Below are 3,130 nucleotides of genomic sequence, written 5' to 3' on the forward strand. Positions count from 1 at the left end.
AATCAGGCTTCCGATACGGGGCAACAGCTTCTTTTCATTCCCTTGCAAAGACTTTCCCCAGATTTTGACCTCCCCGGAAGTCGGCTTCGTTAAGCCCAACAGCATTTTCATGGTAGTGGTTTTTCCGGCTCCGTTTCTGCCCAGCAGACCGTAAATTCTCCCACGCTTCACATGGATATTTAAGTCAGCCACACTCTTTTGTGAGCCGTATTGCTTCGTCAGATTTTTTGTTTCAATGATATAATTTGTATCCATATTCAAAACCTCCTGTTCTGTAAGGTATTCTATCATGCCAACCTTGCATTAACCTTGCCGCAACCTTGCATTAACCTTGCAATTAAGGAATAGGAATTGCAATGCAAATCCTATTCCGCTACTTCTCAATCCGTTTGGGGATTGAGAAGGTTCCCATGCCATTTTCTAAAAGACTTCTGAAAATAAGTAAGGCTCCCGCCATAAAGACGGGAACCCGCTTAACTCTCCAAAGGAAAAAGCAATATAAATTCAGTCCCTTTTCCCGGCAAACTTTCAACTGTTATACTCCCATCCATCTTTTCTACGAGCTGATGGACAATAGAAAGACCAAGACCGCTTCCTTTTTCAGACCGTCCTTTGTCACACTTATAGAGCCGTTCAAAAATGTGTTTCAAATCTTCCTTCTCAATTCCCACTCCATTATCCGCCAGCAGCAGCTCCATGTTATTTTCCTTCTTTGACAGGGCAATTTTGATTTTGTCTGCATGGCTGTGAGCGATTACATTTTGAATGAGATTATTGACAATCCTCATATAGCTGTCCATATCCAATCTTACCCGGACAGGCTGTTCGGGAATATCAATGTCATACTCAACCTGTTTATCCTCAAAAATCGGTATCCAGTCAATGAGGATATTTCTTGTCAGCTCTGCGGCCTCAACACTCTGGATCTCCAAAGCAAACTCGTTAGAATTTAACTTGAACCAGTCAAAGAGTACATCAATATATTCTTTCAGATCATGGGCTTTCCGGCGGGCGGTTTCAATATAATCATCCCGGTCTTTTCCTGTGACCAGCCCTTTGTGTGCAGCGTCAAGATACCCAATCAGAGTAGTAAGGGGCGTTCGCACATCATGGGAAAGGCTCGTCATAAGCTGGCGGTTGGTTTCTTCTGTCTGCCGTACAGTTGAAAGTCTGCTTTCATAGGCCACAACGATCTCATTGATTTCATAGGCAAGAGGTGCTGTCAGTTCATTTGTTGCAGATAGAATACGCCGGTTGCCATTTCCGTTTTTCACATCAACCAGCACATCGGTCATTTCTGCTATTTGTTTTTTTACACGCCGAACGAGAACGATGGAAGTCAATACAGCCACAACAGCAATCACAATGGACAAGAATACGATAATTTCCATGCTGACTACACCTCCTTATTAAACCGGTAGCCAATCCCTTTGACCGTTTGGATATACTTTGGGCTTGAAGGATTGACTTCTAATTTTTTACGAAGTCGGCTGATAATCGCCATAATGTTACTATCATCATAGAAATATTCTTCGCCCCATACTTCCTCATAAATCTGCTGTTTGGTCAAAATTTTCCCTTGATGTTTTGCACAGTACAGGAGCAAATCAAATTCCTTTGGGGGCAGTTCAAAAGTGCCGTTTGATGTAGTAACAGAACGATTTTCAAGGTCAATCTGCAATCCATCAAAATCCAGTTTTTGCACAGCTCCGGCTTGATGATTAAAACGGGTGTAGCGGCGAATGAGGGACGCAATGCGGGCAATCAGTTCATCCATATCAAACGGTTTTGTAAGATAATCGTCCGCGCCGGCCCGTAAGCCCCGTACTTTAGAAATGCTGTCATTTTTAGATGTGAACATCAAAATCGGCAGACTGTTCTCTTTGCGGATTTCTTCCAGCGTTTCAAAGCCATCCATACCAGGCATCATCACATCCAGCACCACAAGCTGATACTCCTGCTCTCTTAATTTTTGTAAACCCTCTTTTCCGGTATTACAAAAATCAGCTTCTATGTTTTCTGCTTGTACGCTGCGTTTAATCAAAGCACACAGTTCTCTGTCATCATCTATAATCAGGATTTTATTCATGGCGCAACTCCTTCCCTTGTTTTGTCCTTCCGTCAATCGGCTTTTCTGTGTTCTTTGGGATCAGCCAAACACCAGCCATCTTCACAGCACCGGGGATACGCCCAGCTGCACAATAGTAATTTACTCTACGAGGTGTCACGCCCCATTTTTCGGCGGCCTCTTTTAGTGTCATATAATCCATTCTGCACCTCCACAGAGTACATTATAGTTCTTTGTCTCGAACAATACAAGTTTATCACCAATCGCAGCTTTATAAAATCGGCATAATCGTACAGTTTTTCAGGCATAATAAGGTCATTCCATCATATAAACCGGAACGATACAATATTATTGAGGTGAATGATTATGCCGATTGATGATTTAACTGCTTTAGGGCAGAAAATGCGGGAAGCCCGAAAGAATAAAGATCTGACGCAGCAGGAGCTTTCTGATCTGAGCCATGTTTCTGTAAAGCAAATCGCCAATATCGAAAAGGGGAAAATGAATCCTTCTTATTTGATTTTGAGAGCATTGGCCAAGGTCCTGCATATCTCTTTAGATACACTTATAAATCCAGATGTTTCTCTGGAGGATGCGGGTGTCAATCAGATGAAAATGCTTTATTCCAGCTGTCCGCCAGAAATGCGTGACACCCTGCTGCATCACACCCAGGAAACGGTGAAGGAACTGACAGAGTTGTCCGAAAAATTTGAAACGAATTGAGCCAGTGAGTGAAATTTAACGATTCTCTCACTGGTTCTTTTCATTTTCGGAGAAAAGAGGCAAGCAATGCCTGTGTTAATACACACAGGCCCGCAGAGAAGAAAATCCCTTTGTGATTTTCCTCTCCGCTTGCTTGTTGAGGGCAGCGCCCCCAAGCCCCTTTGAACACAGAATTTCATTCTGTGGCTGCGCGGTCTCCGTTCCACTCCGGTCGGCACTAAGCGGACATCCCCCGGATGTCCAGTGCCTGCGAACGCTTTTGACCAGGACCAGCTTACCGCTGGCCGTGGTCTTTTTCTTTTTCAACATCCTGTTCTACCTCCATTTTCAGCACTCGAT

General features: G+C 43.7%; 6 protein-coding genes. 1 reads left to right on the top strand and 5 read right to left on the bottom strand.

The features are described from left to right. From OCV63_RS15390 to OCV63_RS15405, 4 genes are all read right to left on the bottom strand, one after another. Nucleotides 1-255 (bottom strand): ATP-binding cassette domain-containing protein (locus OCV63_RS15390; RefSeq protein WP_158365196.1); only part of this gene is annotated, 255 nt, incomplete at its 3' end. A 218-nt stretch (nucleotides 256-473) separates the two neighbouring features. After that, nucleotides 474-1,391, bottom strand: coding sequence for a sensor histidine kinase (locus tag OCV63_RS15395; protein ID WP_158365181.1), 918 nt, complete (start codon nucleotides 1,389-1,391; stop codon nucleotides 474-476). 5 nt (nucleotides 1,392-1,396) lie between these two features. Then, nucleotides 1,397-2,089: a response regulator transcription factor gene (locus OCV63_RS15400; protein ID WP_015524604.1), complete on the bottom strand. Its 693-nt coding sequence runs from the start codon at nucleotides 2,087-2,089 to the stop codon at nucleotides 1,397-1,399. Further along, nucleotides 2,082-2,270 (bottom strand): helix-turn-helix domain-containing protein, encoded by a 189-nt coding sequence (locus OCV63_RS15405; RefSeq protein WP_158365182.1) that lies wholly within the window; start codon nucleotides 2,268-2,270, stop codon nucleotides 2,082-2,084. The genes OCV63_RS15400 and OCV63_RS15405 overlap by 8 nt, the downstream gene beginning before the upstream one ends. A gap of 164 nt (nucleotides 2,271-2,434) precedes the next feature. On the opposite strand from OCV63_RS15405, the gene OCV63_RS15410 reads away from it, so the two are divergent. Further along, on the top strand, nucleotides 2,435-2,791 hold the full coding sequence (locus tag OCV63_RS15410; protein WP_158365183.1) for a helix-turn-helix domain-containing protein: 357 nt from the start codon (nucleotides 2,435-2,437) through the stop codon (nucleotides 2,789-2,791). Between the two features lie 75 nt (nucleotides 2,792-2,866). Here the strand turns inward: OCV63_RS15410 and OCV63_RS15415 are convergent, their stop codons facing one another. Continuing rightward, nucleotides 2,867-3,100 carry a hypothetical protein gene (locus OCV63_RS15415; protein ID WP_262670912.1) on the bottom strand — a complete coding sequence of 78 codons (234 nt, stop codon included), beginning with the start codon at nucleotides 3,098-3,100 and terminating at the stop codon, nucleotides 2,867-2,869. Nucleotides 3,101-3,130 lie beyond the last annotated feature (30 nt).

This window comes from Laedolimicola ammoniilytica, assembly GCF_025567165.1.
In the GTDB taxonomy this organism is placed as follows: domain Bacteria; phylum Bacillota; class Clostridia; order Lachnospirales; family Lachnospiraceae; genus Laedolimicola; species Laedolimicola ammoniilytica.

What these genes read in the sequence shown, in the direction of transcription:
- OCV63_RS15395 (WP_158365181.1), bottom strand. Translation starts at nt 1,391, where the DNA reads ATGGAAATTATCGTATTCTTGTCCATTGTGATTGCTGTTGTGGCTGTA.
- OCV63_RS15400 (WP_015524604.1), bottom strand. Translation starts at nt 2,089, where the DNA reads ATGAATAAAATCCTGATTATAGATGATGACAGAGAACTGTGTGCTTTG.
- OCV63_RS15405 (WP_158365182.1), bottom strand. Translation starts at nt 2,270, where the DNA reads ATGGATTATATGACACTAAAAGAGGCCGCCGAAAAATGGGGCGTGACA.
- OCV63_RS15410 (WP_158365183.1), top strand. Translation starts at nt 2,435, where the DNA reads ATGCCGATTGATGATTTAACTGCTTTAGGGCAGAAAATGCGGGAAGCC.
- OCV63_RS15415 (WP_262670912.1), bottom strand. Translation starts at nt 3,100, where the DNA reads ATGTTGAAAAAGAAAAAGACCACGGCCAGCGGTAAGCTGGTCCTGGTC.